Below are 25,948 nucleotides of genomic sequence, written 5' to 3'. Positions count from 1 at the left end.
TTCCCCCGTTCAGAGGCGGTGCAGGAGGCGGGCCAGGGCATGGCCCGCCACCAGGTAGACGACGGCGGCGATGCCGTAGCCGACGACCACCTGCGCCCAGTGGCGGCCGAGGTGGAAGATGTCGAGCGACCAGCCCGCCAGCCAGGTCGCCGCGTCGTGGAACCACTGGACTACGTCGTTGGAACGGTTCGCGTCCAGCAGGTCCATCACGATCCACACGATGATGATCAACGCCACGACGTCGGCGGCCAGCGCCACGAGCCGGCCGGCCGACCAGCTGGCCCGGCGGCGTCCTGCGATGCGGTCTCCGTACATGCCGGGCGTCTTGCCACTGCCGCCCGGTTGAAACCCGTACGGCCCCGTTCCGGTGGCGACGGCCGCTCCGTGCCCCCCCGTGTCCGAACGGGTCGCCCGAGTGGCGGGGGGACGGCGGCCGGGTGAGGCTGCGGGGGACACCTCAGTCCCCGGAGGCAACCGTGCGCGTACCCACCACCGTCCGATTCCGCCGCGCCGTGGCGGCCGTGGTCCTGTCCACCTCGCTGATCGCCGGTGCCTCCGCGTGCGGTACCGGCGGCGACCGGGGGCAACGGGAGGAGGTCTCGTCGGCGGCGACCGCGGCGGAGCTGGCCGCCCTCGCGGTGGCGGAGCCGGACGCGGCCGAGGCCGACGAGCTGGCCGCGGCGACGCCCGAGCCGAGCACGTCGGAGGAGCGGCAGAAGTTCGCCAAGACACGCTTCGTCGCCAACGCCGGTCTCGCGGCGGGGGCCACCTACCAGTGGATCATCAAGCCGTACCGGGCGGGCAAGTTCAAGAAGGGCGCGAAGGGGCGTACGTTCGCGCTGATCAAGGCGGGTCTCGCGGGCGCGTTCGCGTACAACCGGCTGAAGGCGGCGGCCGACAACGCCAAGGGCGACCCGCTGCTGTCGAAGGCGATGGGGCCGCTCACCGCGGGCATCGACTCCCTCAAGAACCTGGGCAGCAAGCTGCGCAAGGGCAACGCGGGCGACGCCGACATCAGCTCCTTCGAGAACGTGATCAGCGGGGTGAAGGAGGCCGGCAAGAGCGCGGGCGCCCCGGTGACCGACCAGGTGCCGAGCGTCTCCCAGCTGGGCGGCTGACCGCCCCGCCGCCCGGCCGCGGGTGCTTGGCCGCACGGCCGCCGATGCCGCCCACCGGGAGACCGGTGGGCGGCATCCGCGTGGCGGCGCAGCCGGTGGCGGATTAACCGTTGAGCTCCGCCAGGACCCGGAGGGTGTGGGGGTCGGGGGCGGTGACGAGGAGGTCGGTGACCGGGCCCTTGCGCCACAGCTCCAGCCGTTCCGCGATCCGTTCGCGCGGGCCGACCAGGGAGATCTCGTCGGCGAAGGCGTCCGGCACGGCGAGGACCGCCTCCTGCCTGCGCCCGGCCAGGAACAGGTCCTGGATCCGGCGGGCCTCGGCCTCGTAGCCCATCCGGGCCATCAGGTCGGCGTGGAAGTTGCGGGCCGCGTGCCCCATGCCGCCGATGTAGAAGCCGAGCATCGCCTTGACCGGGAGCAGCCCCTCGGTGACGTCGTCGCAGACGTGGGCCCGGGCCATCGGAGCGATCATGAACCCGTCGGGCAGACCGGCCAGGGAGGCCTGGTAGACGTCCGTGCGGGTCGGGGACCAGTACAGCGGCAGCCAGCCGTCGGCGATCCGGGTCGTCTGGGCGATGTTCTTCGGCCCCTCCGCCCCCAGCAGCAGCGGGAGGTCCGCGCGCAGCGGGTGGGTGATGGGCTTGAGGGGTTTGCCGAGGCCGGTGCCGTCCTGCCCCCGGTACGGGTGGGCGTGAAAGCGGCCGTCCAGCGCCACGGGGGCCTCGCGGCGCAGCACTTGGCGGACGACGTCGACGTACTCGCGGGTGGCGGTGAGCGGGCTCGCGGGGAAGGGGCGCCCGTACCACCCCTCCACCACCTGAGGCCCGGACAGGCCCAGGCCCAGCATCATCCGGCCGCCGGAGAGGTGGTCCAGGGTGAGGGCGTGCATGGCGGTGGCCGTGGGGGTGCGGGCGGCCATCTGGGCGATGGCGGTGCCCAGGCGGATGCGGGAGGTGTGGGCGGCGATCCAGGTGAGGGGGGTGAAGGCGTCGGAGCCCCACGCCTCGGCGGTCCACACCGAGTCGTAGCCCAGGCGTTCGGCCTCGGTGGCGAGGTCGAGGTGGGAGGGGCTGGGTCCGCGGCCCCAGTAGCCGAGTGCGAGTCCGAGGCGCATGTACGGTCCCCTCCGCGATGCCGGTGCCGATGCCGTTGCCGTTGCCTGAGCCGGGTCCTGACCGGGGTCGCGAGCCGTGATGCGAGCCGAGCCCGAACTCAGGTCCCAGCTGAAGCCGAAGCCGAAGCCGAAGCCCGAGCCTCAGCCCGAACCCGAGCCGAAGCCTGAACTCTGGCCCGAGCCCGAGCCCGAGCCCGAGCCCGAGCCCGAGGTCGAGGCCGAGCCCGCGCCCGAGCGAGATCTGATGCAGCGTCAGATCCCGTCCCGGGCGACTGTAGGGCACGCCGCCGCCGCCGGGAAGTGCGACGGCCCCCCGCCGGTGGGGCGGGGGGCCGTGCGGGTGCGCTGCGTGCGGGCGGGGGTCAGCCGCGCTGGATGCCCGAGGTGTCGTTCAGGACGCCGCGGCGGCCGTCCTGGGTCTGGGCGATCAGCGTGGACGGGCCGCGCTGGTCGACGGCCAGGTACCAGGTGCCCGGGGCGAGTTCCGCGATCGGCGTCGGGGAGCCGTCCTCGGCGAAGAGGGGCCGGGCCACCGGCACCGCGAACCAGAACGGCGTGAACTCCGCGGCCGGGAACCCGGCGCCGGCGGAGTCCTGCGGGGCGCCCCCGTACGGCGGGGCCGGCTGCGGCGTGGCCCCGTAACCCTGCGGCTGCTGCCCGCCCGGGTAGCCGTAGCCGGTGCCGGGCTGGCCCCCGTACGGCTGGGCGGTGACCGGCCTGGGCTCCGGGACCAGCGGCCCGGCCAGCGCGGGGACCTTCGAACCGGCGACGGCCACCGCGGCCAGGGCCAGCGTGGCGAGGAAGCCGAGGATGCAGCCGGCGGCCAGGTCGGCCAGCGGCGGGGTGGCGATCAGCGACCAGAGTCCGTTCCAGGCGGCGGCCACGGCCAGCACCGTGCCCCAGGCCGTCAGGGTCAGGCCGGCCACCTTGCGGCCCTCGGGCTGGAAGCGGGCCCCGATCAGCAGGCCCGCCGCGATGAAGCCCATCAGGAAGACGGCCGGCAGGGCCAGCCGGTAGACGTCGGTGTCCCACACGCTCGGGAGGTCGGCGCCGCTGGCGGCGGAGTAGAAATCGAGGAACGAGGCGATGAACAGCAGCACCGCTGCTCCGATCACCACGCCGTCGCCTCGAGTGAGGGAGCGGATGTTCACGTCTCTGGTGTCCTTCTCGGTCTTGGCAGGGGGCGGATCGGGCGCCCCCATGGTACGGAGGTTTCCGCGGCCGAGAGGACCGGGGCGGCGAGCCGCCACGGGACTGCCCCTGGGGACTGTCCCCGGGGGCGGCCCCCGGGGGCGGCCCCGGGGGACTGCCTTCCAGGGGACGGCCCTTCGGGGGCCGCCGCCCCGGAGGACTACCCGCCCAGGAAGCCGGTGATGCCGTCCGCGATGCCCTGGGCCGCCTTCTGCCGCCACTCCGGACTCGTCAGCTGCGCCGCGTCCTTGTCGTCCCGCATGTTGCCGCATTCGAGGAACACCTTGGGCCGGGTCGACAGGTTGAGGCCGCCCAGATCGTCCCGGACGACCAGCCCGGTGCCGCTGCCGAGGTAGTTGGCGGGGGACGAGCCGGTGGTGCGGGCGAAGTTGGAGGCGATGCGCTCGCCGAGGTCGCGGGAAGGGCCGACGATCTTCGCGGTGTCGGCCGCGCCGCCCTTGACGCGGGCGGGCAGGATCACGTGGAAACCGCGGTTGCCGGCGGAGGCGCCGTCGGCGTGGACGGAGACGACGGCGTCGGCCGCGGCCTGGTTGCCGATCCGGGCCCGCTCGTCGATGCAGGGGCCCCAGGGGCGGTCTCCGTCGTGGGTCAGGACCACCTTGGCGCCTTTGCCCTCCAGCAGGGCGCGCACCCGGTGGGAGACGTCGAGGGAGAACTCCGCTTCCATGTAACCGGAGTTGGTGGTGGTGCCGGTGGTGTCGCACTCCTTGCGGTTGGTGCCGATGTCCACCTGCTGGTCGATCTCCCGGCCGTGCTTGAAGTTCCCCGTGTTGTGCCCGGGGTCGATGACGACGGTCCGGCCGCTCAGCGGACCCTTGGCGGGAGCGGCGGCGGGCTTCGGGGCGGCCGGGGCGGCCGGGGCGCTCGGAGAGGCGCTGGCCTTGGCGTCAGCCGCGGCCGCGGGGGTGGAGGCGGCGGCCGCCGCCCCCGCGGGCTGCGGGGCGGCGGCTCCCGAACCGGCCAGCACCTGGGTGAGCACCCAACCCGCCAGGCAGGTCGGGGCCAGCGCCGCGAGCGCCACCGCAAGGGCGGGCCGGCGTGCGAACCAGGGCCGGTCGGGGCTGATGGAGGAGGCGGACTCGGGCGGCGGGGGGCTGTCGTCGTAGCGCACGTCGCGATGCTAGAACGCCCGGGCGGCTCCCATACGCACACTGCGCCATCCGAGGGCGTGGTCCGATTGTCGGTCTTGTAGGCCTGGCTTGGCCCGGCTTGGCCTGGCGGGGGTGTCCCCGCCGAGCCCGGATGCGCGAGGCCTATGGGAGGCCGATGTCAACGCGAGGCCTGTGCCGACGCGAGGCCTGTGCGAGGTCAGACGCCCTCGGCGATGCGGCGCAGGACGCGGAGGGAGTTCGTCACGGAGACTTCCTCGAAGGCGCCGGAGGCCAGGGCCCGCAGGTAGATCCGGTACGGGGCCTGGCCGCCGTCGGCCGGGTCGGGGAAGACGTCGTGGATGACCAGGGTGCCGCCGACCGCCAGGTGCGGGGCCCATCCCTCGTAGTCGTTCGTGGCGTGCTCGTCGGTGTGGCCGCCGTCGATGAAGACGAAGCCGAGCTTGCCGCCCCAGGCCGCCGCGACCTGGGGGGAGCGGCCCACGACCGCGATCACGTGTTCCTCCAGGCCGGCCTTGTGGAGGGTGCGGCGGAAGGTGGGGAGGGTGTCCATCAGCCCGACCTCCGGGTCCACCACCGTCGGGTCGTGGTACTCCCAGCCCGGCTGCTGCTCCTCGCTGCCCCGGTGGTGGTCGACGGTGATCGCCGGGACCCCCGCCTCGCGGGCGGCGTCGGCCAGCAGGATCGTGGAGCGCCCGCAGTACGTGCCGACCTCCAGCAGCGGCAGCCCGAGCGCGGCCGCGGCGGAGGCGGCCTCGTGGAGGGCGAGGCCCTCGTCGACGGGCATGAACCCCTTGGCGGCCTCGAAGGCGGCGAGGGTCTCCGGCTTGGGGGTGGCGGCCATGGGTGGTCCTCCGGGCGGTGAGCGGGTCCGGCGCGGATGCGGCGCGGGTGTGGCGGGCGTGGTGCGGGTGTGGCGGCCCATGGTGCCCTACCGGGCGGTAGGGCACCATGCCGGGGGTCCGGGGAGGGGGTCGGGAGCAGGGGAAAGGGCAGGGAACGGGGCAGGGGGCTGGGGTCAGTCCAGTTCGTAGGTGAACGTGTAGGGGACGGACGTCTCGCCCTGCCGGTGGACGAAACCGCCGCTGCCGCGCAGGCCCGTCAGGGCGCCGGTGCCCGAGCCCGGGACCACCTCGAAGGTGCACTGGGTCGTGCCGTCCTCATGGAACGAGCCCCGCTCCTCGACCGCGAAGCCTCCGCCGCGGCCGTCGAGGCTGCCGGTGATCAGTTCCAGACCGGTGAACGTGCCGGTGGCCGCCGTCAGGTAGGCGATCGCGTACGTGCACACGGTCTCGGCGGCCTCGATGCCGCCGGAGAAGGAGTTGACGACCGAGGCCTGGGCGAGCCGGGGCAGTACGTCGTCCGGGCCGGCGGCGTGCTCCTCCCACTTGGCGTAGGTGAAGCGGCCGGTGGCGGTGTGCGTGGGCATGGCTGTCCTTCCGGAACGGGCGGTGGTGCTCGTGCGGTGACCAGCTTCGGCGGGATACCTGACATCTCCTGTCAGGTATCCCGCGGAGAATGGCCGCATGCGCGCCGACCGGCTCCTCTCCCTGCTCCTGCTGCTCCAGAACCGCGGCAGTATGACCGCCCCCGAACTCGCCGCGGAACTGGAGGTGTCCGTCCGCACGGTGTACCGGGACGTCGAGGCGCTCGGCGCCGCCGGAGTGCCGGTCCGTGCCGACCGGGGGCCCGCCGGTGGCTACCGCCTGATGGACGGCTACCGCACCCGGCTGACCGGCCTCACCGACGCCGAGGCCGGCTCGCTCTTCCTGGCCGGGGCGCCGGGGCCGGCCCGCGATCTTGGCCTGGGTGCGGTGGTGGCCACAGCCCGGCTGAAGCTGGAGGCCGCACTGCCCGCCGCGCTGGCCGACCGGGCCCGGCTCGTCCAGGACCGCTTCCACCTGGACGCCCCGGCCTGGTTCCGCGACGCCGACCCGGTGCCGCACCTGGCGGCGGTGGCCCGGGCGGTGTGGGAGCAGCGCACGCTGCGGGTGGAGTACCGGCGCTGGTCGGGCGAGGTGCGGCGGCGGGAGCTGCACCCGCTGGGCATCGTCCTCAAGGGCGGCATCTGGTACCTGGTCGCGGCGGCGGCCGGGAGCCCGCGCACCTACCGGGTGTCACGGCTGCTGGCGGTGGAGGAGACGGGCGCGGCCTTCGAGCGGCCGTCCGGCTTCGACCTGGCCGCCCATTGGGAGGAGTCCTCCCGCCGCCTGGAGGCCGCCCTCCACCAGGACACGGCCCGGTTGCGGATCTCGCCCCGCGCCCAGCGGCTGCTGCCCATGCAGTTCGGGGCCCCGGGGGTGCGGGCCCTGGAGGGGGCGGGGGAGCCGGACGGGGAGGGGTGGGTGGAGGTGGAGCTGTCGGTGGAGTCGCGGGCCGTGGCGGTGGGAGACCTGCTCCGGCTGGGGGCGGAGGCGGAGGTGCTCGGTCCGGCGGAGCTGCGGGCGGCGGTGGCCGAGGCGGTGGGGGTGCTCGCCGCTCGCTATGCGGAGCCCGCCCCGTCGGGCCCCGTTGTGCCGCGCCGGGAAGAACCCTCGCATCTTCTCATCTGACCTTCCGTCAGATTGAAACGTGTTCTAGTCTGCCGCGCATGGGCATCGGAATCACGCAGGAGCAGCGGGAGTTGGCCGACGCCGTGCGCGGCTGGGTGGCGCGGGCGGTGCCGCCCGAGGCGGTGCGGAAACTGCTCGACGCCCCGCCCCAGGCCGGGGCGCGGCCGGGCTACTGGGACGGCATGTGTGCGCAGGGGCTGGTGACGCCCCATCTGGAGGGCGGGACCCTGCTGGATCTGGCCGTCGTCGTGGAGGAGGCCGCCCGGGCGGCGCTGCCCGGGGCGTTCCTGCCGAGTGCGCTGGCCTCCGTACTCCTGGACCGGGCGGGGGCCGAACCTCTCGACGGGCGGGTCGGGGCGGTCGCCCTGGGGCCCGGCGGGGTCACCGCCGTCGCTGCCGAGGGGGGCGGGTGGCGACTGGACGGCCTCGCGCCGCCCGTGCTCGGGGCCGGTGAGGCGGAGCTGGTGCTGCTCGCCGCCGAGGGGGCGGGCGGGGTCCGGTGGTTCGCGGTGGACGCCGCAGCGCTGGAGGTCCGGCCGCACGAGAGCGCCGACCCGACCCGGCCCACCGCCGAGGTCCGGGCGCACGGGGTCACCGTCCCGGGGGAGCGGCTCCTGGGGCTGGACGAGGCCCTGGTGCGGGACCTGGCCTGCGTGCTCTTCGCCGCCGACGCCTGCGGCACCGCCGCCTGGGCGGTGCACACGGCCGCCGAACACGCCAAGACCCGCGAGCAGTTCGGGCGCCCCATCGGGCGGTTCCAGGGCGTCAAGCACCTGTGCGCCGACATGCTGGTCCGCCTCGAACAGGCCCGCGCCCTCGCCTGGGACGCCGCCAACAGCGCGACCCCGCCCCCCGGCGATGCGCCCGGCGGAACCCCCGGCGGAACCCCCGGCGAGGCCTCCGGCGGAACCCCCGGCGAGGCCTCCGGCGAGGCCTCCGGCGAGGCCATCGGCCAGGCCCCCAGCGAGGCCATCGGCCAGGCCCCCAGCGGCACCCCCGGTGAGACTCCTGGCCAGGCCCCCGGCGGCACCCCCGCTAGCGAGGCCCCCGGCGGCACCCCCGCTAGCGAGGCCCCCAGCGGTACCCCCGGCGGGGCCCCCAGCGGTACCCCCGGCCAGGCCCCCAGCGGTACCTCCGCGGAGGCCCCCAGCGGGACCCCCGGGGGAGCCCTCCGGCACGCCTCCCCCCACCCCTCCGACGTGCGCTCGCTCGTCGCCGCGCTCGCCGCCGCGACCGCCCTCGATGCCGCCTGGTCCTGCGCCAAGGACTGCATCCAGATCCTGGGCGGCATCGGCTTCACCTGGGAGCACGACGCCCACATCCACCTGCGCCGCGCCCTCGTCGCCCGCCAGCTGCTGGGCCCCGGCGACGCCCACCGCCTGCGCGCCGTACGCCTCGCCGCAGCCGGGGCCCGGCGCGAGCTGCGCCTGGAACTCCCGGCGGAGGCCGAGGCCCACCGCCCGGCCGCCCGCGCCGCCATCGGGGCCGCCCGCGGCCTCGACCCGGCGGCCGCCCGCCGGCTGCTCGCGCCCACCGGCTACGCCAACCCCCACCTCCCGCCGCCGTACGGGCGGGGCGCGGGGCCGGCCGAGCAGATCGTGATCCAGCAGGAGCTGAAGGAGGCCGGCGTCAAGGTCGCCGATCTCGGGATCGCCACCTGGATCGTGCCCTCGCTGATCGCCTTCGGCAGCGAGGAGCAGCGCGAGGCGTACGTCCTGCCCACCCTGCGCGGGGACACCACCTGGTGCCAGCTGTTCTCCGAGCCGGGCGCCGGCTCCGACCTGGCCTCCCTGCGCACCCGGGCCGACCGGACCGCAGACGGCTCCTGGAGGATCAACGGCCAGAAGGTGTGGACGAGTTCCGCCCACACCGCCGACTTCGGGATCCTGCTCGCCCGCACCGACCCGCAGGCGCCCAAGCACAAGGGGCTCGGCTACTTCGTCGTCGACATGAGGAACACCCCGGGGATCGAGATCCGCCCGCTGAAGGAGATCACCGGCGACTCCCTCTTCAACGAGGTCTGGTTCGAGGACGTCCTGCTGCCCGCCGGGGCCCTGGTGGGCGCCGCCGACGGCGGCTGGAAGGCCGCCCGCAACACCCTCGGCAACGAACGCGTCCACATGGCCGACCAGATGACCTTCGACAGCGGACTGGAGACGCTGATCGCCGCCTCCTCCGGCCTCGACGCCTCCTACGGGGCCCGGATCGGCGCGCTCGCCGCCGAAGCGCACGCGCTCGCCTGCATCGGCCTGCGCACCACCCTCCAGCAGGTGTCCGGACTGGAGCCGGGCGCGGGCGCCTCCGTCCGCAAGCTCGTACAGACCCCCCACCAGCAGCGGACCGCCGAGCTCGCGCTCGAACTGCTGGGCCCGGCCGGCGCGGTGCGGGAGGGGGCGGGGGAGCGGGCGGTGCACGGGATGCTGATGTCGCGCTGCCTGACCATCGCCGGGGGCACCACCCAGGTCCAGCTGAACGTCGTCGCCGAGCGGATCCTCGGCCTCCCCAGGGACTGACTGAAGGGCAGCATTGATGAAGTCGTACATCGTGGGCGTCGGCATGACGAAGTTCGAGAAGCCGGAGTCACGGGACTGGCAGTACTGGGACATGGTCAGGGAGGCCGGCGGCGCGGCGCTCGCCGACGCCGGCGTGGACTACGGGCTGGTGGAGCAGGTGCCGGTGGGCTACTGCTTCCAGCCCTCCACCGCCGGCCAGCGGGCGGCGTACGAACTGGGCCTGACCGGGGTCCCGGTCTACAACGTCAACAACAACTGCGCGACCGGCTCGACGGCGCTGATGATGGCCCGCCAGTTCGTGCAGGGCGGCATCAGCGACTGCGTGCTGGCGGTCGGCTTCGAGAAGATGAAGCGGGGCGCGCTCGGGGGCGGCGCCGACGGCGGGGACTTCAACACCTCGCCGGTCGCCCGGCACTACGGGATCATGGCCGCCGCGCACGGCTTCGAGATGTCCCCGCCCACCGCGCAGATCTTCGGCAACGCCGCCCGCGAGCACATGGAGCGGTACGGGACCACGCCCGCGCAGCTCGCGGCGGTCGGCGCCAAGAACCACCGGCACTCCGCGAACAACCCGAACGCGCAGTTCCAGGACGTGTACACGGTGGAGGAGGTCCTCGCCGCCAAGACCATCCACGATCCGCTGACCAAGCTCCAGTGCTCGCCCACCTCCGACGGCGCGGCCGCCGCCCTCGTCGTCTCGGAGCGGTTCGTCGTGGCGCACGGGCTGCACGACAAGGCCGTCGAGATCGTCGCGCAGGCCATGACCACGGACACCGAGGAGAGCTTCGGCGGCTCCTGCATCGACGTGGTCGGCAAGCCGATGACGGCCGCGGCCGCCCGCAGGGTCTACGAGGACTCCGGGCTCGGCATCGAGGACGTCGACGTGGTGGAGCTGCACGACTGCTTCTCGGTGAACGAACTGCTGACGTACGAGGCGCTCGGCATGTGCGCGGACGGGGCCTCCGGCAAGCTCGTCGAGAGCGGAGCCACCACCTACGGCGGCCGCTGGGTGGTCAACCCCTCGGGCGGCCTGATCTCCAAGGGCCACCCGCTGGGGGCGACGGGGCTCGCGCAGGCGGCGGAACTGGTGTGGCAGCTGCGCGGCCAGGCGGGGGCGCGGCAGGTCCCCGCCGCCCGGGTGGGCCTGGCCCACAACATCGGGCTGGGCGGGGCGGCGGTGGTAACCCTCCTGCGCCGCTGACGGCGCCGGCCCGGGCCGTGCCGGGCCTGCCGGGCGGCGCGGCCCGGCGGCGGGCGGTACGGCAAGGGCCGTACCGGCGGGGTTCCGTCTCGTCGGGCGGCGGCCTGCGGGGCGTCAGGCGCGGACCAGGCCCGGCATCAGGCGCAGCGCGTTCTCCCGGTTCACGGCCCGGCGCAGTGCCGGGGTGAACGCCGGGTCGGCGGCCAGGGCGGGGACGGCCAGGTCCGTGACGACGGAGGCCGGGCAGGCCGGCCAGTCGCTGCCGAACAGGATCCGGCCGGGGTCGACGGTGGCGAGGAGGGTGCCGGCCGGGGAGAGCGGGCCGGCGGTGTCGTAGTAGAAGCGGTGCATGTGGTCCCGTACCGCCGCGGGCTCCACCGGCGGGTCGAAGGCGTACGCGAAGGCCTCCATCCGGGTCGCGATCTGCGGGAGGAAGCCGCCGCCGTGCGGCAGGATCACCGACAGGTTCGGGAACCGGTCGAGGGTCCGGGTGCGGATCATGTTCGCGGCGGCGCGGGTGGTGTCGAGCAGGAAGTCACAGAGGAAGTTCGGCAGTCCGGGCACGGCCACCGGCCCCCCGGGCCCTCCACCAGGCCCGCCGGGGGCCCCGTGCCCGCCCGGACCGCCGGCCGCACCTGCGGGCGGGCCGCCCGGCCCCCCGGGTGCCACCGTGGGCCGTCCGCCGGCCGGGCCGTCCGGGAGGCTGTGCGGGTGGGTGTCCACGATCGCCGCGCGTTCGTCGAGTTCGGCGAAGATCCTGTCGTACGAGGGGTCACCGAGGTACACCCCGCGGTAGTTCGCCGTCACGTTGACCCCCACCGCCCCCAGCTCGTCCAGGCCGCGCCGCAGGGTCCAGGAGGAGACCTCCTCCTCGTCGAGGAACAGGGGCGCGTGGAACGCGAAGCGCCCCGGGTACGCCTCCACCACCCCGGCCGCCGCCTCCATCGTCACGGCCACCGCCTCCCGCAGCTGCGCGGCACTCTCGTACCGTGCGGGCAGCATCGGCTTCAGCACCGCCACGGCGATCCCCGTCCGGTCCATCACCGCCAGCGCGCTCTCCGCGTCCCAGCCCGCCCATGGCGGAAGCGACCGCGGGCCCACCAGCCCCTGCCGCTCCGCCCAGCGGCGCCAGTCGGGGGCGCAGAAGTGGTGGTGGACGTCGATCACACCACCGCTCCCGTCGTCCTCCGCCCCGGCCGCCGCCCCGCTCGTAGCCGCCGCGTCCCGGCGTACCGCTCCGCCGACGGCCAGGCCGCCCGCACCGTATTCCGGCATGTGCGCATTTCCCTCTCGTCGGCCCGCGAATCGAAAACCACCGCACACCCTAGGGCGGCTCCCCGGAACCGCCGCCCGGACATTCCGCCGGGGGAGGTTTCGGCTCCGAACGGGTCAATCGGGTTTCGCCCTCGATCCGGCCCGGGAAAGGAGCCGACTGTCAATTCCGGGTTACCCGAAAGGTCTGGGCGCGTGACGACTGAACCGACTACCGCGGCGGATGGCGGTCTCGCGCTGGACGAAGCGGTGGCGGCCGCGACGAAGAGCACACCGGAATACCGGCAGTGCCCCTATCCGGTCTACCGGACCCTGCGCGAACAGGCCCCCATCGCCCGGCTCACCCCGGGCCACGGCGTGGACACGTACCTGATCACCCGCTACGAGGACGCCCACGCCATCCTCGCCGACCCCCGCATCGGCAAGGACATGCACGAGGGCATCGACCTCTACCACGCCCTGTTCGGGGACCTGTGCGAGGCGCTCGACGACAACCTGCTGTTCGCCGACCCGCCCCGGCACACCCGGCTGCGCCACATCGCCAAGACGGCCTTCACCCCGCGCCACATCCACGCCCTGCGCCCGCACATCGAGGAGCTCGCCCACGGGCTGCTCGACCGCTGCCCCACGGACCGGCCCGTCGACCTGATGCAGGCCTTCGCGCTGCCGCTGCCCGTCATGGTCATCTGCGAGCTGCTCGGCATCGTCGGGGAGGAGCGGACCGAGGTCCTCAAGTGGTTCGCCGTCGTGACGCGCTCACGGTTCAGCAAGGACCTCAAGGGAGACCTGCAAGAGGCCGAGATCTGGCTGCGCGACTACTTCGCCCGGCACATCCACCGGACCCGCCTCCAGCCCACGGACGACTTCCTGACCATGCTGGTGGAGACGCCGCACGAGGAAGAGCCGCTGACCGACGACGAACTCGTGTCGATGATCTGGGTCCTGCTCTTCGCCGGACACAAGACGACCACCCTCCAGATCGGCAATTGCGTCTTCAGCCTCCTGACCCACCCGGACCAGTTGCGGGCGATCCAGGAGAACCGGAAACTGCTGCCGCAGGCGATCGAGGAAATGCAGCGCTTCGAGGGCTCGGTGGAAACCTCCACCTTCCGGTACGCGCTGGAGGACGTCGAAATCGGCGGGACGGTCATTCCGAAGGGGGCCGTCGTGCAGATCGCCCTTTCGTCCGCGAACCGCGACCCGGAGAAATTCCCCGACCCCGACACCCTGGACTTCACCCGGGAAGGACTGCAGAGCAGCCACCTCGGCTTCGGCTACGGGGCCCACTACTGCCTGGGCGCGCCGCTGGCCCGGCTGGAGCTGGAGATCTGCCTCACGGCCCTGCTCGACCGCTTCCCCGACATGGTCCTCGCCATGCCGACGCCGGCGGAGGGGGACTGGCTCAAGGGGCCGTTCCCGGCCTTCCGCGGGCTGGAGAAGCTGCCGGTCGCACTGGACCCCTCGCGGACGGTCGACGACTGGACCGCGGGCAGCTGACCGGGGCCCGAGCCCCGAGGGGAGCCCTCCGCCGCTGACCGGCGGAGGGCTTTCATACACCCCCGCGCCCACGCCGCCCCCACGCCCACGCCCCCCGCCCCCACCCCTGCCCGGACAGCGGCCGGGCGGCTCAGGGCCCCGCCAGCGCCGGGTCCACCACCGTCTCGCCCGTCGACGCCCTCCGCAGGCACTCCGCCAGCTCCTCGACCGGCCCATCCCGCAGCACCAGCCCCGCCGCGCCCGCCGCCAGGACCGCCTCCCGCATCCCCGGGTGCGCCGACCCCGTGGCCACCAGGACCCGGCACTCCGGGTCCTCGGCCAGCAGGGCCGCCACCGTGGCGGGGTCCTCGACCAGCGCCACCGCCGGCCGCTCCGCCGGCGAGGCGACCACCTCGATGTCCGGCTGGAGCCCGAGGCGGAGCGCGAGCGGCGGGTTCGGCGGGTCCAGCAGGACGCGCAGGGAACGGGCGGGCCGGTGGGTCGCGGGCATCTCATCCACCGCCGCAGGCTACCGCCCGGCCCTCGACGTGCCGGGCAACACGCCCCGCACCACGATCATCTGACGCGAAGTCAGCAGCCTTCTTCCCAACCACGGGGGCGTGCGTTATACATTCCCTCAGCCGCTTCCTAGAACGCGTTCTAGAACCGGCTCCGCATGCGACCTCGGTGCGGCCGACGGTGCGGACGGTCGCACCGAGGTCTTCCAGAGAGCAGAAGGAGCAGCATCCGAATGCCGATCGATGCCGCCAGGGCCCTCGCCGCCGACCCCCGCCAGGGGGAGATCGGCTGGGACCACAAGGACGTCCAGCTCTACCACCTCGGCCTCGGCGCCGGCGCGTCCCTGCACGGGAACAGCCTGGCCACCGACCCCGACGAACTGCGCTACACCCTGGAGTCCAAGCTCCACGTGCTCCCCAGCTTCGCGACCGTGGCCGGCGCCGGCATGGCCATGCTCGGCGGGCTCGCCGCCCCCGGCATCGAGGTCAACCTGGCGCACGTCCTGCACGGCGGCCACTCCATCGAGCTGCACCGGCCGATCCCCGTCAAGGGCCGGGCCACCTCCTCCTCCAAGGTCGCTGCCGTCTACGACAAGGGCAAGGCGGCCGTGATCGTGCTGCGCTCCGAGGTGGCCGACGCCGACGGGCCGCTGTGGACCAGCGACGCGCAGATCTTCGTCCGCGGGGAGGGCGGCTTCGGCGGCGACCGCGGCCCCTCCGTCCGCGGCGAGCTGCCCGAACGGGCCCCCGACCGGACCGAGGAGCGGCCGATCCGCGAGGAACAGGCCCTGCTCTACCGGCTCTCCGGGGACTGGAACCCGCTCCACGCCGACCCCGAGTTCGCCAAGCTCGCCGGCTTCGACAGGCCGATCCTGCACGGCCTGTGCTCGTACGGGATGACCCTCAAGGCCGTCGTCGACACCGTCCTCGGCGGGGACGTCTCCCGGGTCCGCGCCTACCGCACCCGCTTCGCCGGCGTCGTCTTCCCCGGCGAGACCCTGCGCATCCGGATGTGGCAGGAGCCCGGCCGCGTCCTGGTCTCGGTGACCGCGGCCGAACGCGACGACGCCCCGGTCCTCGCCGACACCGTGGTCGAACACGCGTAACGCGCACAGCGCACCGAACACACACCCCCCACCCCCCGCCCCACACCGCGCACCGCGCCACCCCGCACCCGCACACGCCCAGGCACACGCCCCTAAGGAGCCGCACCGTGCGCGCAGCACTGCTGAGCGAGATAGGCCAGGACAAGCTAGAGGTCGTCGACGACATGGAAGCCGTGGGCCTGGGCCCCGGCAAGGTGCGGATCCGCATCAAGGCCACCGGCCTGTGCCACTCCGACCTCTCCGCGATGAGCGGCGTGCTGCCGCAGCCCGCGCCCTTCATCCCCGGCCACGAGGGTTCCGGGGTGATCACCGGCGTCGGCGAGGGGGTCGCCGGCCACCAGGAGGGCGACCGGGTCCTCGTCTGCTGGCTGCCGCCCTGCGGGCACTGCGCCGCCTGCAAGCGCGGCCAGGGACACCTGTGCCTGGAGAGCCTGGTCAACGCGGGCATCCCCAACTTCCGCCGGGCCGGCGGGGAGATCTTCGGCTTCGCCGCGACCGGCACCTTCGCCGAGGAGATCGTCGTCGCCGCCAACTGCGCCGTCCCGATCCCCGACGACGTGCCCTTCGACATCGCCGCCCTCATCGGCTGCGGCGTCACCACCGGACTCGGTGCGGCCATCAACACCGCGAAGGTGGAGGCGGGTTCCTCGGTCGCCGTCATCGGCTGCGGCGGCGTGGGCATCTCCGTCATCCAGGGCGCCAAGGTGCAGGGCGCGGCGCAGATCATCGCCGTCGACCCGGTGGAGTCGCGGCGCGAGGCGGCCCTGCGCTTCGGGGCGACGGAGGCGGTCGCGCCGGACGCGTTCGAGGACGCGAAGGCCCGGATCACCTCCGGCGAAGGCTTCGACTACGTCTTCGAGGTCGTCGGCAAGTCCGTCACCGCACGCACCGCCTACCAGATGACCCGGCGTGGCGGCTCGGTCGTGATCGTCGGGGCGGGGGCCCTCGACGACAACTTCCAGATCGACATGTTCTCGCTGTTCTTCGACGAGAAGAAGATCCTCCCCTCCATGTACGGGGGCGGGGACGTGCTGCGTTCCTACGCGCGCACCATCGAGCTGTGGCGGGCCGGTCGCATCGACCTGGCGGGCCTGATCACCCACCGGGTGCAGCTCGCCGAGATCAACGACGCCCTCGACCAGATGCGCACGGGCACGGCCCTGCGCACCTGCATCGAGATCTGATCCGTCCTGAGAGGAATCCGGCACATGTCACTGCCACTTGAGGGGCTCAGCGCCATCGTCACCGGCGCCGGCCGGGGGCTCGGCCGGGCCGAGGCGCTCGAACTGGCCCGGCTCGGCGCGAGCGTGGTCGTCAACGACTTCGGCCAGAGCGGCCGCGACGGCTGCGGGGAGGCCTCGGCCGCTCCGGCGGAGGAGGTCGCCGCCGAGATCCGCGCGGCGGGCGGCCAGGCGGTGGCGCACCTCGGGGACGTGGCCGACTTCGAGCAGGCGCGGGAACTGGTCGACCTGGCCGTTTCCGCCTTCGGGAAGCTGGACGTCCTGGTCAACAACGCGGGGATCCTGCGCGACCGGATGGTCTTCTCGATGTCGGAGGACGAGTGGGACTCGGTGATCCGGGTCCACCTCAAGGGCCACTTCAACACCACCCACTTCGCCTCCGCGCACTGGCGCGAGCGCTCCAAGGCGGCGGGCGGCCCGGTGTACGGGCGGATCGTCAACACCTCCTCCGAGGCCTTCCTCGGCGGTTCGGCGGGCCAGCCCAACTACGCGGCGGCCAAGGGCGGCATCGTCGGCCTGACCACCTCGACCGCCCTGGCCCTGGCCAAGTACGGGGTGACCGCCAACGCCATCTGCCCGCGCGCCCGCACCCGGATGACCGAGGACGTCTTCGCCGGCTTCCAGGTCCCGGAGGAGGGCAAGCTCGACCCGCTGGCCCCCGAGCACGTCGCCCCCCTGGTCGGCTACCTCGCGTCACCGGCGTCGGCGAAGGCCAACGGCCAGCTGTTCGTGGTGCACGGCGGAATCGTCGTGGTGATGGAACGCCCCCGGGTGGCGGCGAAGTTCGACACCGCGAAGGAGGTCTTCTCCTTCGAGGAGCTCGACTCCGTCCTCACCCCGCACTACGCCTCCCGCCCGGCGGGCGAAACCTTCGCGGCGGCAGAGGTCCTGGGCCTCAAGCACGACTAAGGCCGCCTTCCGGATCGCGCTGGTGGGGCCCGCGTCCTTGCCCCGGCGGGCCCCGGGGCCCGCCGGGGATCAGTGGTGTTCGGCGAAGCCTGCCAGGAGGGCGCGCGGGTCGAAGGTGACCCGGATCCGGGTGATCTTTCCGTCCGCCGCGTGCATCCAGTTCGCGGTCGGCGCCGGCGGGGCGATGCTGGTGCACAGGTCGAACCAGGTGATCACCTCGTCGCCCTCCGCCACCCGCACCTTCACGTCGATCCTCTCCAGCACCTGCCCGAGCCCCTTCAGCCCGGCCAGCGCCTCCTCGGTGCCCTGGGCCGTCCCCAGCGCCCCGACGAAGTCGACGTCCTCGGCCAGTAGTCCGCGCATCGTGTCGAAGTCGCCCGCCTCCCAGGCGGTGAAGTAGGTCTCGGCAAGCTCTCGTGCGGTCCTCGTCGTCGTCATGTCTCCATCCTGGTGGCCCCGCGGTCATCCGTCCAACAGATTGATCAGATGCCAGCTATCATCATTAGATATGGAGATGCACCAGCTGCGCTACTTCGCCGCCGTCGTGGACGAAGGCACCTTCACCGGCGCCGCCCACCGGCTGCACGTCAGCCAGTCCGGCGTCAGCACCCAGGTGGCCAAACTGGAACGCGAGCTGGGCCATGCCCTCTTCGACCGCTCCGGCCGTCAGGTCCGCCTCACCCCGGCGGGCGAGGCGGTCCTCCCCCTCGCCAAGAGCGCCCTCGCCACCCTCGACGCCATCCGGCACACCGCGGCCGAGTTCGCCGACGCCGTACGCGGCCGGGTCCGGCTCGGCATGGTCATGGGCTGCTCCATCCCGCCCTTCCTGGACACCCTCGCCGACCTCGGCCGCAGCCACCCCGGCATCGAACTCGGGCTGCACGAGGGGCACTCCGACGCCCTCCAGGCCCAGGTCCTCTCCGGCTCCCTCGACCTGGCCCTGATCGGGTTCGCGGGCGAGGCCGCCACGGGCCTGGAGGCGGACATCGTGACCGACGAGCCGATCGCCGCCGTCGTCCCGGCCGGGCACCCCCTCGACCGGACGGAACTGCCCCTCACCGCCCTGCGCGGCGAGAAGGTCCTCTGCCTCCCGCCGGGCACGGGCATCCGTGCCGCCTACGAGGACTCCTGCCGCCGCGCCGGCCTCGACCCGCGGGTGGACCTCGAAGCCAGCTCCCCGGCCGCACTGCTCCGCCTCGCCGAGCGCGGCGCGGGCGTCGCCGTCCTCAGCGCCTCCTCCGCCCGGGCCGCCGGCCTGCGCGCCGTCCCCCTCGCCGACGCCGCCACGCACGCACGGCTCGGCCTCGTCACCCGCCCCGACCAGCACTCCCCGGCCGTCCGCCTCCTGCGCACCAGACTCCTGGCCGCACTGCGAGCCGGCTGAACCGCCCTATCCCAGGAAGGCGAGCGCCCCGCGCAGGTCCTCGGGCCCACGGAAGTGGACGCCCGTCATCCCGAGCGCGACGGCGGCCTCCACGTTCTCCCGCCGGTCGTCCACGAACAGGCAGCGCTCCGGGGCGGCGCCCGCCCGGCCGGCGGCGATCGCGTAGATCTCCGGGTCGGGCTTGGCCACCCCTTCCAGGGCGCTGTTGACCACGTGGTCCGCGAGGTCCTCCAGCCCCATCGCCGCCAGGTCCTCGTCCAGGTCCAGGGCCGCGTTGGTCACCAGCACCAGGGAGAGTCCGGCCTCGCGCACCCCGCGCAGCGCGCGGACCACGGCCTCGTCGGCCTCGAACGGGGACAGGGCGAGGGCGTCGGCCAGCTCCCGCGCCCGCTGCCCGGGCAGCGGGGCCTCGGCACCGAGCCGGTCGGCGACCGACTCCGCCCACTGCTCCTTGGTGACCTGCCCCAGCACCAGCGGGTCGCCCTGGTCCGGCCGGAACGCCACCGCCGCCGTCGCCCCCTCCGGGAGCCCGGCCGCGCGTTCCAGCTCGGCCAGCCGGGAGGAGTCGTAGAACCGGATGACGTTGTCGACGTCGCACAGGACCGCGTCGAAGGGCCTGGCCGTACCGGGGGCTGTCGAAAGGGTCATGCCCCTTCCCTATCACGCCACTTCGTACGGGCATCAGCCCAGCGGTGCCTCCCGCAGCGGTACCGGACGGGCGGCCGGCTTCGGCGGCGGGTCCACGTGCACGGGCGGCGGCGGGGCGACCGGCTGGCTCAGCCCGACGGTCCCGCAGGGGACCTCCGGGGTGGAGTACGGCAGCCGCAGCCGGCCCTCCGGGGTCCACAGGCCGGTGCCGAGCCAGCCCTCCGGGGCGCCGAGCCGGAACACGTACCGGTCGGCCGGACGCCACAGGGCGAGGCCCGCCCCACCGCCCGCGCCCCCGCCGACGCGCAGCGCGACCCCGCAGGTCTCCGGCATCAGGATCTGGCCCGGCTGCACCGCGAAGGGGTGGGCGTCCTCCAGCCGCAGGCACTCCGGGAAGCGGACCGGGCGCGCGCTGCCCAGCACCCCCCAGCCGAGCCGCGGCTCGCCCGGGGCGTCCGAGCGGATCAGCAGCAGCCCGCTGTCCGGGGCCGCCATCAGCAGCCGGTCGTCACTGCCCTCGGCGATCTGCAGCAGCGGGGTGACCACCCCGCCCCGGGTCAGGTCCACGGCCACCGCCTTGACCCGCCCGTCCGTCTCCCGGTCCAGCGACAGCAGCCGGCCCGCGCGGTCCAGCCAGACCCCGCCGGAGCAGCGGCCCGGCAGCACGGCGGCCCGCCGCGGCCCGTCGGAGCCGTGCCCGGCCACCTGCCAGACGGTGGTCTCCTCGTCCCCCACCGCCAGGGCGTAGGCCGCGCTCCCGTCGGGGCAGGGCGGCAGCAGCCGGACCCGCAGCCCCTCCTCGGCGTCGATCCCGCCGAGCCGGAGCTCCCCGGTCCGCGGCCCGGCGCCGGAGCCCGCGGCGCGGGGGCCCGTGTACGTGCCCGAGGGGTAGAGCAGGGCGAACGCGTGCCGGTCGGCGACCCGGCGGTGGATCAGCACCCGCCCGTCGGCCAGCGGCAGCACCTCGCTGTCGGCCTCCTCCGGCTGCGCGAGCGGCAGCGGCACCGCGTACGGCTCGGGCCCGTCGAGCGTCCACCGCTCGGGATAGCGGGCCTCCCCCTCCCCGGCCAGCCGCGCGGCGTACGCCCCGTCGGTGGTGATCGTGAGGGGGGCGCTCGTGGTCATCTCGGTGGCACAGACAGTCATCCGGCCGTCACCTCCGGGGAGGAACCTAGGTTTCGTGCTTCCGGCCGGACAACACGACCGCGCATGCTTCACACGTACGGGTGGCACCACCGCGGTTCTCCCGTGACGGGGGGACCGGCTGTGCCGTCCGGGTGACAGGCTGGGCGGTCGCCACGGACGGTAGCCTTGGCCCGTGCCCTCTCTCTCTGAAGTCATCGCCGCGCTGGACGCTCTCTGGCCCCCCTCGCGGGCCGAGCAGTGGGACGCCGTCGGCACCGTCTGCGGCGACCCCGACGCCGAGGTCACCCGGGTGCTGTTCGCCGTGGACCCCGTACAGGAGATCGTCGACGAGGCGGTGAAGCTCGGCGCCGACCTGGTCGTCACCCACCACCCCCTCTACCTGCGCGGCACCACCACCGTCGAGGCGGGCACCTTCAAGGGCCGCGTCGTGCACACGCTGATCAAGAACGACATCGCGCTGCACGTCGCCCACACCAACGCCGACACCGCCGACCCCGGGGTCTCCGACGCCCTCGCAGGCGCCCTCGACCTGCGCGTCACCGGCCCGCTCGTGCCCGACCCGACCGACCCGTCGGGCCGCCGCGGCCTCGGCCGGATCTGCGAACTGGACCACCCCGAGACCCTGCGCGAGTTCACCGCCCGCGCCGCCGCCCGGCTCCCGCGCACCGCCCAGGGCATCCGCGTCGCCGGCGACCCGGAGACCCCGATCCGCACCGTCGCCGTCAGCGGCGGCTCCGGCGACAGCCTCTTCGCACAGGTCCGCGCCGCCGGCGTGGACGCGTTCCTCACCGCCGACCTGCGTCACCACCCGGTGTCCGAGGCCCGCGAGCAGAGCCCGCTCGCCCTCGTCGACGCCGCCCACTGGGCCACCGAGTGGCCCTGGTGCGAGCAGGCCGCGGCCCAGCTCGACGCGATCTCCGAGCGCCACGGCTGGGGTCTGCGGACCCACGTGTCGCGCACGGCCACCGACCCGTGGACGGCTCATGCGCCGTCCGAAACCACCCCTTCTAGTGTCTCTGGAGCCCCCAACTGAACGCCGAGCCCGCCGACCAGATCCGACTGCTCGACGTCCAGGCCCTGGACGTCCGCCTGTCGCAGCTCGCCCACAAGCGCAAGTCGCTGCCCGAGCACGCCGAAGCCGACTCCCTGACCAAGGACCTCAGCCAGCAGCGCGACCTCCTCGTCGCCGCCCAGACGCAGGCCAGCGACGCCGCCCGCGAGCAGACCAAGGCCGAGCAGGACGTCGACCAGGTGCGCCAGCGTGCGGCCCGCGACCAGCAGCGCCTGGAGTCGGGCGCCGGCGTCTCGGCCAGGGACCTGGCGAACCTGCAGAGCGAGGTCGCCTCGCTCGCCAAGCGGCAGGCCGACCTGGAGGACGTGGTCCTGGAGGTCATGGAGCGCCTGGAGGGCGCGCAGGAGCGCGTCACCGAGATCACCGGGCGGGTCTCCGCGCTGGAGGCCAAGCTCGCCGACGCCATCGCGCGCCGCGACGCCGCCACCGGTGAGCTGGACGCCGAGGCCGCGAAGATCACCAAGGACCGCGAGGTCATCGTCGGCTCCATGCCGGCCGACCTGATGGCCCTGTACGAGAAGATCCGCGTCAAGCAGGGCGGCGTGGGTGCGGCGCGCCTGTACCAGCGCCGCTGCGAGGGCTGCCGACTGGAACTCGACATGGCCGAGATCAACGAGATCAAGGCCGCCGCCGCCAACCAGGTCGTACGCCACGACAACTGCGGCCGCATCCTGGTCCGTACGGCGGACTCGGGCATCTGATGCCGCGTTTCGTCGTGGAGGCCGACGGCGGCTCCCGGGGCAACCCGGGGCCCGCCGGCTACGGCGCGGTCGTCCTGGACCCGGTCACGGGAGAGACCCTGGCCGAACGCGCCGAGTTCATCGGCGTCGCGACGAACAACGTCGCCGAGTACCGGGGCCTCATCGCGGGGCTGAAGGCCGCCCGTGAGCTGGCCGCCGACGCGGAGGTCCGGGTCCGGATGGACTCGAAGCTCGTCGTGGAGCAGATGTCGGGCCGCTGGAAGATCAAGCACCCCGACATGAAGCCGCTGGCGGCGGAGGCGGCGACGGTCCTGCCGCGCGGGCAGGTCACGTACGAGTGGATCCCGCGCGAGCGCAACAAGCACGCGGACCGCCTGGCCAACGAGGCGATGGACGCGGGCCGCCGGGGCGGGCAGTGGGAACCCTCCGCCTCCACGGCCGACCTGCCCCCGCAGGGCCCCCCGGGCGACGCGGCGAAGGGCGCGGCCGCGGTCCGCGCCGCCATGGCCTCCGGCGGCGCCACGAGGCCCGCTGTGCCCGCCGACTCCGCCGCCGCGGCGGAATCCCACCCGGCCCCGGCCGGCACCGACGTGCGCGCGGCGCACACCGCGGCCGGCCCCGCGACCCCCTCCGGCCCCGCGACCCCGGGCACGGCGACCGCCGACGTGCGCGCGGCGCGGAGCGCGGCCCACGGCACCCCGTCCGCCGGCCCGGCTGCCCGGGATGCCGCCGCCGACCTGCGCGCAGCCCGGACCGCGGCCGGCCCGGAGGCCGACACCCTCTTCGGCGAAGCCGAGGCCCTGGCCCCGGTGGCTCCGGCCCAGACCCCGGCCCCGGGCTCCGCTCCGGCCGGCGCCGCCGCCCAGAGCCCGGCGGGCTTGGCCGCCCGGGGCGCCGGAGCCCCGGCCGCAGCCGCCCAGCCCCGCGCCACCGCCGGAGGCACCGGCACCGGCTGGGGTGGCCCTGACATGGGGGCGCCCGCCACCTTCGTGCTGCTACGGCACGGCGAGACCGCCCTGACCCCGCAGAAGCGGTTCTCCGGCAGTGGGGGCACCGACCCGGAGCTGTCCGAGGCCGGGCGCCGGCAGGCCGCCGCCGTGGCCGAGGCGCTGGCCGCGCGGGGCACCGTCCAGGCCGTCGTCAGCTCGCCCCTGCGCCGCTGCCGCGAGACCGCCCAGGCCGTCGCCGACCGCCTCGGACTGCCGGTCACCGTCGAGGAGGGCCTGCGGGAGACGGACTTCGGCGCCTGGGAGGGCCTGACCTTCGCCGAGGTGCGCGAGCGCTTCCCCGACGACCTCCAGGCCTGGCTGGACTCCCCGAAGGCCGCCCCCACGGGCGGCGGCGAGAGCTTCGCCGCCGTCACCCGCCGGGTCTCCGCCACCCGGGACCGGCTGCTGTCCGCGTACGCGGGCCGCACGGTCCTGTTGGTCACCCACGTGACCCCGGTGAAGACCCTGGTCCGTCTCGCGCTGGGCGCCCCGCCGGAGTCCCTGTTCAAGATGGAGCTCTCCGCGGCCTCCCTCTCGGCGGTGGCCTACTACGCCGACGGCAACACCTCGGTCCGGCTCCTCAACGACACCTCGCACCTGCGCTGACCGACGGGGCGGCCCCGCCCCGAATGCCGCGCAGGGGAAGGCCCCGACCCAAGGGCGGGGCCTTCCGCCCTCAGGTCAGACCGTGCAGCTTCCGGTGGAATCCCAGCGCAGGAAGACGTCACCCCCGGAGTCGCCGTTGATGAGGACGGCGTACTTGGAATAGGGCCAGTGCGCGGTGGTCTCACCCGACAGTTCCCTGCAGGACCGAAGGGATGCCAGGCGCGCCCACTCCGCCCGCGTGGCCCCGTCCCACCGGGGCTCGTCCGCCCACACGTACATCACGCGGTTGGCGGGGTCGAACCCGACGCTCAGGTTGTCGTGGCTGAGGCGGCCGGCCCTGCTGCCGGACGGGTCGGCGTTCCAGTCCTTGATGATCGCGGTGGCGATCCGGTCGGCGATGCGGATCTCGTCCGGGTCGTGTGACGGGATCTGGGCGGCGGCGAACCCCGTGGCGAGGGGATACCAGTCGGTGGCCTGCTCCGCCCGCGGAGCCGTGGTGCGGTCCGTCACGGACGCCGAGCAGGTGGTGTTGGTGAGGAAGTTGTCCGACCAGATGACCGCAGGGCCTCCTCGGCGCGCGGTGTCGACGATCACGTAGGTGCTGTACGGGAGGTCCGGGTAGGCGCCGCGGAGGCCGCGCAGGCCCAGGCAGGCGAGCCGGGCCAGCTCGCGCATCGTCCCGCCGTCGAGTTCCTGGCCGCCGGAGGCGATGTACACCTCGCCACGGGGCTGGTGGAAGGTGAGGGCGAACTGCTGATCGGGATAGGCGACGGGGTCGAGCCAGGCCCCGGTCCCCATGGCCGGGCGGGCGTCGTTCTCGGCCGGCGTCTGTGCGGCCCGTGCCTGCCGCCATGTCGCGAGGGTCGGCGCGTTGTCCGTCGGGCCCGCGGCCGGGGACGGTGGCTCGCCGCTCCCGGCCGGGACGGGGGACGCCGACGTGCCGGAGACGGCGGCGGCCGTATGGCCGGGGGCAGCCCCGGACGGGGCTGCCCCCGGCGGTCGGCCGTGAGCGGCGGGAAGAGCGAGGAGTCCGCCGACGAGCCCGCCGGCGACGGCCGCGCCCACGGCGACGGTGAACAACAGCCGCTTCCGGCCCCGGGACGGCGGGGCGGCCCAGGCGGGGTCCTCGACCTCGGGAACGGTCCACTGGGCCTGGACCGCCTCGGCGAGGGTCGGTGCGCTGCCGGGCAGGCCGGCCTGCGTGGTCCCGGCGGCGAACAGGGCCGCGCAGTGGAGGGCGGCCTCTTCGGCCGTCGGGCGGGTGTCAGGGGTCTTGGAGAGGGCTTTCTCCACCAACTCGCGGAGCGCCTGCGGCACACCCTCTAGGTCCGCCTCGCCCGACAGGATGCGGAAGGCGACCACATCGGGTGCTCCGGCTCCGAAGGGCAGGCGGCCCGTGGCGGCGTAGGCCACGAGGGCGCCCCAGGCGAAGACGTCGCCGGCCGGGCCGGACGTGCCGGAGCGGTAGTGCTCGGGGCTGATCCAGCCGGGTGTGCCGGTCATGATCCCGGTACGGGTCACGGACGTGCCGTCGGAGGCGCGGGCGATGCCGAAGTCCAGCATCCTCGGTCCGGCGGGGCTCAGGATGACGTTCTGCGGCTTCACGTCGCGGTGGACGACGCCTGCGCGGTGGATCGCCGCGAGCGCCTGCGCGGTCCCGGAGGCGAAGGCGTACAGACTGCCGCCGACGAGCGGGCCGTGAGCGGCGAGGTGCCGGTCCAGCGTCGGGCCGGGTATGTACTCCGTCGCCAGCCACGGGCCTGCGGCCTCGGGATCGGCGGCCAACAGGGGCACCAGGCAGGGCCCTTGCACACGGGAGGACAGGGCGACCTCGCGGCGGAACCTTGCCCGGAACTCCGGATCCTGCGCCAGCGGCTGGTGGACCGCCTTGACCGCGACCCTCGTTCCCCGGGGGTCGAGGGCGGCGTGGACGATGCCCATGCCGCCGCTGCCGAGGCGCCCGATGATCCGGTAGGGACCGATCCTCTTCGGGTCACCGGGGTGGGCGGGCTGGACCCGCCCACCAGGGTCGGTGCTTCTCAAGGGGACTTCTCTCTGTCA

At 74.4% G+C, this 25,948-nt stretch carries 24 protein-coding genes; 12 read left to right on the top strand and 12 right to left on the bottom strand.

The genetic code is table 11. The features are described from left to right. Positions 1 to 9: 9 nt before the first annotated feature. Positions 10 to 315, bottom strand: coding sequence for a hypothetical protein (locus B4U46_RS11205; RefSeq protein WP_398908293.1), 306 nt, complete (start codon positions 313 to 315; stop codon positions 10 to 12). 161 nt (positions 316 to 476) lie between these two features. On the opposite strand from B4U46_RS11205, the gene B4U46_RS11200 reads away from it, so the two are divergent. Continuing rightward, entirely contained in the window at positions 477 to 1,118 is a 642-nt protein-coding gene (locus B4U46_RS11200) for a hypothetical protein (RefSeq protein ID WP_237292807.1), read from the top strand. Between the two features lie 103 nt (positions 1,119 to 1,221). On the opposite strand, the gene B4U46_RS11195 is transcribed toward B4U46_RS11200, so the two are convergent. The 5 genes from B4U46_RS11195 to B4U46_RS11175 form a co-directional block, all read right to left on the bottom strand. Further along, entirely contained in the window at positions 1,222 to 2,232 is a 1,011-nt protein-coding gene (locus B4U46_RS11195; protein ID WP_079426530.1) for an LLM class F420-dependent oxidoreductase, read from the bottom strand. Positions 2,233 to 2,594: 362 nt separating this feature from the next. After that, positions 2,595 to 3,383 (bottom strand): DUF5336 domain-containing protein, encoded by a 789-nt coding sequence (locus B4U46_RS11190; RefSeq protein WP_079426528.1) that lies wholly within the window; start codon positions 3,381 to 3,383, stop codon positions 2,595 to 2,597. Between the two features lie 200 nt (positions 3,384 to 3,583). Beyond that, a complete protein-coding gene (locus B4U46_RS11185; protein ID WP_079426526.1) occupies positions 3,584 to 4,555 on the bottom strand; it encodes an N-acetylmuramoyl-L-alanine amidase in 972 nt (323 codons plus the stop codon). 197 nt (positions 4,556 to 4,752) lie between these two features. After that, the gene (locus tag B4U46_RS11180; protein ID WP_079426523.1) at positions 4,753 to 5,397 is read right to left on the bottom strand and encodes a class I SAM-dependent methyltransferase; all 645 of its coding nucleotides are present in this window, start codon (positions 5,395 to 5,397) and stop codon (positions 4,753 to 4,755) included. A 174-nt stretch (positions 5,398 to 5,571) separates the two neighbouring features. Then, positions 5,572 to 5,982 carry a DUF3224 domain-containing protein gene (locus B4U46_RS11175; protein ID WP_079426520.1) on the bottom strand — a complete coding sequence of 137 codons (411 nt, stop codon included), beginning with the start codon at positions 5,980 to 5,982 and terminating at the stop codon, positions 5,572 to 5,574. Positions 5,983 to 6,079: 97 nt separating this feature from the next. Between B4U46_RS11175 and B4U46_RS11170 the strand changes: the two genes are divergently transcribed. From B4U46_RS11170 to B4U46_RS11155, 3 genes are read left to right on the top strand one after another with little or no spacing between them, the layout of a single operon-like run. Continuing rightward, positions 6,080 to 7,105 (top strand): helix-turn-helix transcriptional regulator, encoded by a 1,026-nt coding sequence (locus B4U46_RS11170; protein ID WP_079426518.1) that lies wholly within the window; start codon positions 6,080 to 6,082, stop codon positions 7,103 to 7,105. Positions 7,106 to 7,143: 38 nt separating this feature from the next. Further along, positions 7,144 to 9,618, top strand: coding sequence for an acyl-CoA dehydrogenase family protein (locus tag B4U46_RS38975; RefSeq protein ID WP_237292804.1), 2,475 nt, complete (start codon positions 7,144 to 7,146; stop codon positions 9,616 to 9,618). 16 nt (positions 9,619 to 9,634) lie between these two features. Then, positions 9,635 to 10,819, top strand: coding sequence for a lipid-transfer protein (locus B4U46_RS11155; RefSeq protein WP_079426516.1), 1,185 nt, complete (start codon positions 9,635 to 9,637; stop codon positions 10,817 to 10,819). A 114-nt stretch (positions 10,820 to 10,933) separates the two neighbouring features. Here the strand turns inward: B4U46_RS11155 and B4U46_RS11150 are convergent, their stop codons facing one another. Further along, positions 10,934 to 12,094: an amidohydrolase family protein gene (locus tag B4U46_RS11150; RefSeq protein ID WP_079426514.1), complete on the bottom strand. Its 1,161-nt coding sequence runs from the start codon at positions 12,092 to 12,094 to the stop codon at positions 10,934 to 10,936. 192 nt (positions 12,095 to 12,286) lie between these two features. On the opposite strand from B4U46_RS11150, the gene B4U46_RS11145 reads away from it, so the two are divergent. Continuing rightward, positions 12,287 to 13,588, top strand: coding sequence for a cytochrome P450 family protein (locus tag B4U46_RS11145; RefSeq protein ID WP_079426512.1), 1,302 nt, complete (start codon positions 12,287 to 12,289; stop codon positions 13,586 to 13,588). A gap of 130 nt (positions 13,589 to 13,718) precedes the next feature. On the opposite strand, the gene B4U46_RS11140 is transcribed toward B4U46_RS11145, so the two are convergent. Further along, positions 13,719 to 14,078, bottom strand: a complete 360-nt coding sequence (locus B4U46_RS11140; RefSeq protein WP_237293306.1) for a DNA-binding response regulator — start codon at positions 14,076 to 14,078, stop codon at positions 13,719 to 13,721. 240 nt (positions 14,079 to 14,318) lie between these two features. Between B4U46_RS11140 and B4U46_RS11135 the strand changes: the two genes are divergently transcribed. From B4U46_RS11135 to B4U46_RS11125, 3 genes are all read left to right on the top strand, one after another. Then, positions 14,319 to 15,191 carry a MaoC/PaaZ C-terminal domain-containing protein gene (locus tag B4U46_RS11135; protein ID WP_079426510.1) on the top strand — a complete coding sequence of 291 codons (873 nt, stop codon included), beginning with the start codon at positions 14,319 to 14,321 and terminating at the stop codon, positions 15,189 to 15,191. Between the two features lie 107 nt (positions 15,192 to 15,298). Beyond that, entirely contained in the window at positions 15,299 to 16,375 is a 1,077-nt protein-coding gene (locus B4U46_RS11130; protein ID WP_079426508.1) for a Zn-dependent alcohol dehydrogenase, read from the top strand. Positions 16,376 to 16,399: 24 nt separating this feature from the next. After that, positions 16,400 to 17,341, top strand: a complete 942-nt coding sequence (locus B4U46_RS11125) for a 3-oxoacyl-ACP reductase (RefSeq protein ID WP_079426506.1) — start codon at positions 16,400 to 16,402, stop codon at positions 17,339 to 17,341. A 69-nt stretch (positions 17,342 to 17,410) separates the two neighbouring features. Here B4U46_RS11125 and B4U46_RS11120 read toward each other — a convergent pair whose 3' ends face one another. Further along, positions 17,411 to 17,779 carry a nuclear transport factor 2 family protein gene (locus tag B4U46_RS11120; RefSeq protein WP_079426504.1) on the bottom strand — a complete coding sequence of 123 codons (369 nt, stop codon included), beginning with the start codon at positions 17,777 to 17,779 and terminating at the stop codon, positions 17,411 to 17,413. Positions 17,780 to 17,849: 70 nt separating this feature from the next. Here B4U46_RS11120 and B4U46_RS11115 point away from each other — a divergent pair, with 70 nt between their 5' ends. Then, complete coding sequence (locus B4U46_RS11115; RefSeq protein WP_079426502.1) at positions 17,850 to 18,725, top strand: LysR family transcriptional regulator; 876 nt, start codon at positions 17,850 to 17,852, stop codon at positions 18,723 to 18,725. Positions 18,726 to 18,731: 6 nt separating this feature from the next. Here B4U46_RS11115 and B4U46_RS11110 read toward each other — a convergent pair whose 3' ends face one another. Together B4U46_RS11110 and B4U46_RS11105 are read right to left on the bottom strand one after the other, a co-directional pair. Next, entirely contained in the window at positions 18,732 to 19,373 is a 642-nt protein-coding gene (locus tag B4U46_RS11110; RefSeq protein WP_079426500.1) for an HAD-IA family hydrolase, read from the bottom strand. Positions 19,374 to 19,406: 33 nt separating this feature from the next. Then, complete coding sequence (locus B4U46_RS11105) at positions 19,407 to 20,519, bottom strand: hypothetical protein (RefSeq protein WP_079426498.1); 1,113 nt, start codon at positions 20,517 to 20,519, stop codon at positions 19,407 to 19,409. Between the two features lie 172 nt (positions 20,520 to 20,691). Here B4U46_RS11105 and B4U46_RS11100 point away from each other — a divergent pair, with 172 nt between their 5' ends. Genes B4U46_RS11100 through B4U46_RS11090 form a run of 3 tightly spaced genes read left to right on the top strand, consistent with a single transcriptional unit; the run spans position 20,692 to position 23,887 of the window. Next, positions 20,692 to 21,552: a Nif3-like dinuclear metal center hexameric protein gene (locus tag B4U46_RS11100; protein ID WP_079426496.1), complete on the top strand. Its 861-nt coding sequence runs from the start codon at positions 20,692 to 20,694 to the stop codon at positions 21,550 to 21,552. After that, positions 21,549 to 22,292, top strand: a complete 744-nt coding sequence (locus B4U46_RS11095; protein ID WP_079426494.1) for a zinc ribbon domain-containing protein — start codon at positions 21,549 to 21,551, stop codon at positions 22,290 to 22,292. Before B4U46_RS11100 ends, B4U46_RS11095 begins: the two co-directional genes overlap by 4 nt. Continuing rightward, positions 22,292 to 23,887, top strand: a complete 1,596-nt coding sequence (locus tag B4U46_RS11090) for a bifunctional RNase H/acid phosphatase (RefSeq protein ID WP_079426492.1) — start codon at positions 22,292 to 22,294, stop codon at positions 23,885 to 23,887. Before B4U46_RS11095 ends, B4U46_RS11090 begins: the two co-directional genes overlap by 1 nt. Positions 23,888 to 23,962: 75 nt before the next feature. On the opposite strand, the gene B4U46_RS11085 is transcribed toward B4U46_RS11090, so the two are convergent. Further along, positions 23,963 to 25,930, bottom strand: a complete 1,968-nt coding sequence (locus B4U46_RS11085) for a serine/threonine protein kinase (RefSeq protein WP_079426490.1) — start codon at positions 25,928 to 25,930, stop codon at positions 23,963 to 23,965. Between the last annotated feature and the right edge of the window lie 18 nt (positions 25,931 to 25,948).

The organism is Streptomyces katrae (assembly GCF_002028425.1).
Taxonomy (GTDB): domain Bacteria; phylum Actinomycetota; class Actinomycetes; order Streptomycetales; family Streptomycetaceae; genus Streptomyces; species Streptomyces katrae_A.
Note: the sequence above shows the minus strand (reverse complement) of the source record. Positions and strands in the feature narration are given on the sequence as shown.

Coding starts and splice junctions, on each gene's coding strand:
- B4U46_RS11205 (WP_398908293.1), bottom strand. CDS start 315: ATGTACGGAGACCGCATCGCAGGACGCCGCCGGGCCAGCTGGTCGGCC.
- B4U46_RS11195 (WP_079426530.1), bottom strand. CDS start 2,232: ATGCGCCTCGGACTCGCACTCGGCTACTGGGGCCGCGGACCCAGCCCC.
- B4U46_RS11180 (WP_079426523.1), bottom strand. CDS start 5,397: ATGGCCGCCACCCCCAAGCCGGAGACCCTCGCCGCCTTCGAGGCCGCC.
- B4U46_RS11175 (WP_079426520.1), bottom strand. CDS start 5,982: ATGCCCACGCACACCGCCACCGGCCGCTTCACCTACGCCAAGTGGGAG.
- B4U46_RS11170 (WP_079426518.1), top strand. CDS start 6,080: ATGCGCGCCGACCGGCTCCTCTCCCTGCTCCTGCTGCTCCAGAACCGC.
- B4U46_RS38975 (WP_237292804.1), top strand. CDS start 7,144: ATGGGCATCGGAATCACGCAGGAGCAGCGGGAGTTGGCCGACGCCGTG.
- B4U46_RS11155 (WP_079426516.1), top strand. CDS start 9,635: ATGAAGTCGTACATCGTGGGCGTCGGCATGACGAAGTTCGAGAAGCCG.
- B4U46_RS11150 (WP_079426514.1), bottom strand. CDS start 12,094: ATGCCGGAATACGGTGCGGGCGGCCTGGCCGTCGGCGGAGCGGTACGC.
- B4U46_RS11140 (WP_237293306.1), bottom strand. CDS start 14,078: ATGCCCGCGACCCACCGGCCCGCCCGTTCCCTGCGCGTCCTGCTGGAC.
- B4U46_RS11135 (WP_079426510.1), top strand. CDS start 14,319: ATGCCGATCGATGCCGCCAGGGCCCTCGCCGCCGACCCCCGCCAGGGG.
- B4U46_RS11125 (WP_079426506.1), top strand. CDS start 16,400: ATGTCACTGCCACTTGAGGGGCTCAGCGCCATCGTCACCGGCGCCGGC.
- B4U46_RS11120 (WP_079426504.1), bottom strand. CDS start 17,779: ATGACGACGACGAGGACCGCACGAGAGCTTGCCGAGACCTACTTCACC.
- B4U46_RS11115 (WP_079426502.1), top strand. CDS start 17,850: ATGGAGATGCACCAGCTGCGCTACTTCGCCGCCGTCGTGGACGAAGGC.
- B4U46_RS11110 (WP_079426500.1), bottom strand. CDS start 19,373: ATGACCCTTTCGACAGCCCCCGGTACGGCCAGGCCCTTCGACGCGGTC.
- B4U46_RS11105 (WP_079426498.1), bottom strand. CDS start 20,519: ATGACTGTCTGTGCCACCGAGATGACCACGAGCGCCCCCCTCACGATC.
- B4U46_RS11090 (WP_079426492.1), top strand. CDS start 22,292: ATGCCGCGTTTCGTCGTGGAGGCCGACGGCGGCTCCCGGGGCAACCCG.